The organism is Mycobacterium neumannii (assembly GCF_002245615.1).
Classification (GTDB): domain Bacteria; phylum Actinomycetota; class Actinomycetes; order Mycobacteriales; family Mycobacteriaceae; genus Mycobacterium; species Mycobacterium neumannii_A.
Genome location: NZ_NKCO01000055.1, coordinates 1 through 959, shown reverse-complemented (window position 1 = coordinate 959; position 959 = coordinate 1). Strand labels below are relative to the sequence as shown.

The following is a 959-nucleotide window of genomic DNA, read 5'->3' as shown; positions in this document are numbered from 1 at the left end:
AGCCGCGCCTGGCCGGTGTCCAGTTCGGGCGGCGGAAGCCATTCGACCTCGCAGCGCTCGTTCATTCGGGTGGTCCAGCCGCCGTCCTCGTTGACGCTGCGGTTGTCTGCCCCGCAGGCGAGGCCCAGTTCGTCGACGTTGGTGTTGCCGCCCTTCGACCAGTCGGCTTCCACGTGATGCACTTGGCAGCCATAGGCGCCAACGGTGCAGCACGGCTTGGTGCATCCGCCATCGCGCGCGATGAGCATGATCCGTTGCGCCGGAGTGGCGATTCGCTTGGCGCGGAACAGATCCAGGGCCGACCCGGTCGCGCCGTCGAACACCGCCAGGTAGTGGTTGGCGTGGCCGGCCAACCGGATGACATCAGCGATCGGCATGACCGTGCCGCCGCCGGTGGTGCCGACCCCGGCCCGTGATTCCAGCTCCCGCAGGGTGGTGCGAATGATGATCGAGACGGGCAGCCCGTTGAGCTGGCCGAGTTCGCCGCTCATCAGGGCGATGCGCCCGACGGCGATCATCGCGTCGTGTTGACGCTGGGCCAGACTGCGGTGGTCGTTGTCGATCTGAACCTGTGTCGGGGTCCCCGATGTGCAGGGTTCGGGATCGTCGGGATTGCACATACCCGGTGCCGCGTACTTCGCGAAGATTACTTCCCACACGGCCCACGCTTCGGGCGTCAGAGTTCCGACGATGTCAATCATCCCGTCGGCGCGCTGTTTTCCCTTGGTGACCCCGCGCTTGCGGGCGCGCTCGGTGTCATCGGGCTCGGGCCCGTCCTGATCGAGCAAAAACAGCGTCAGATCGGCGCTGTCCTTGAGTTCCTTGGGACCGACGCCGACCGCCGTGCGGACCAGGTCGACCTCGAACTGCTCGCGGGTGGCCGCATCGACGAATCCGGGCAACCTGTCAACGGCCTTGCGGATGACGTCCACATGCTCGCCGTTGATCAGCCCATGAGC

General features: G+C 66.4%; 1 protein-coding gene. It reads right to left on the bottom strand.

Features of this window, described 5'->3' with window-relative positions:
• A partial coding sequence (locus CEX88_RS25765; protein WP_141209861.1) for an HNH endonuclease signature motif containing protein occupies positions 1 to 959 on the bottom strand: 959 nt, incomplete at both ends.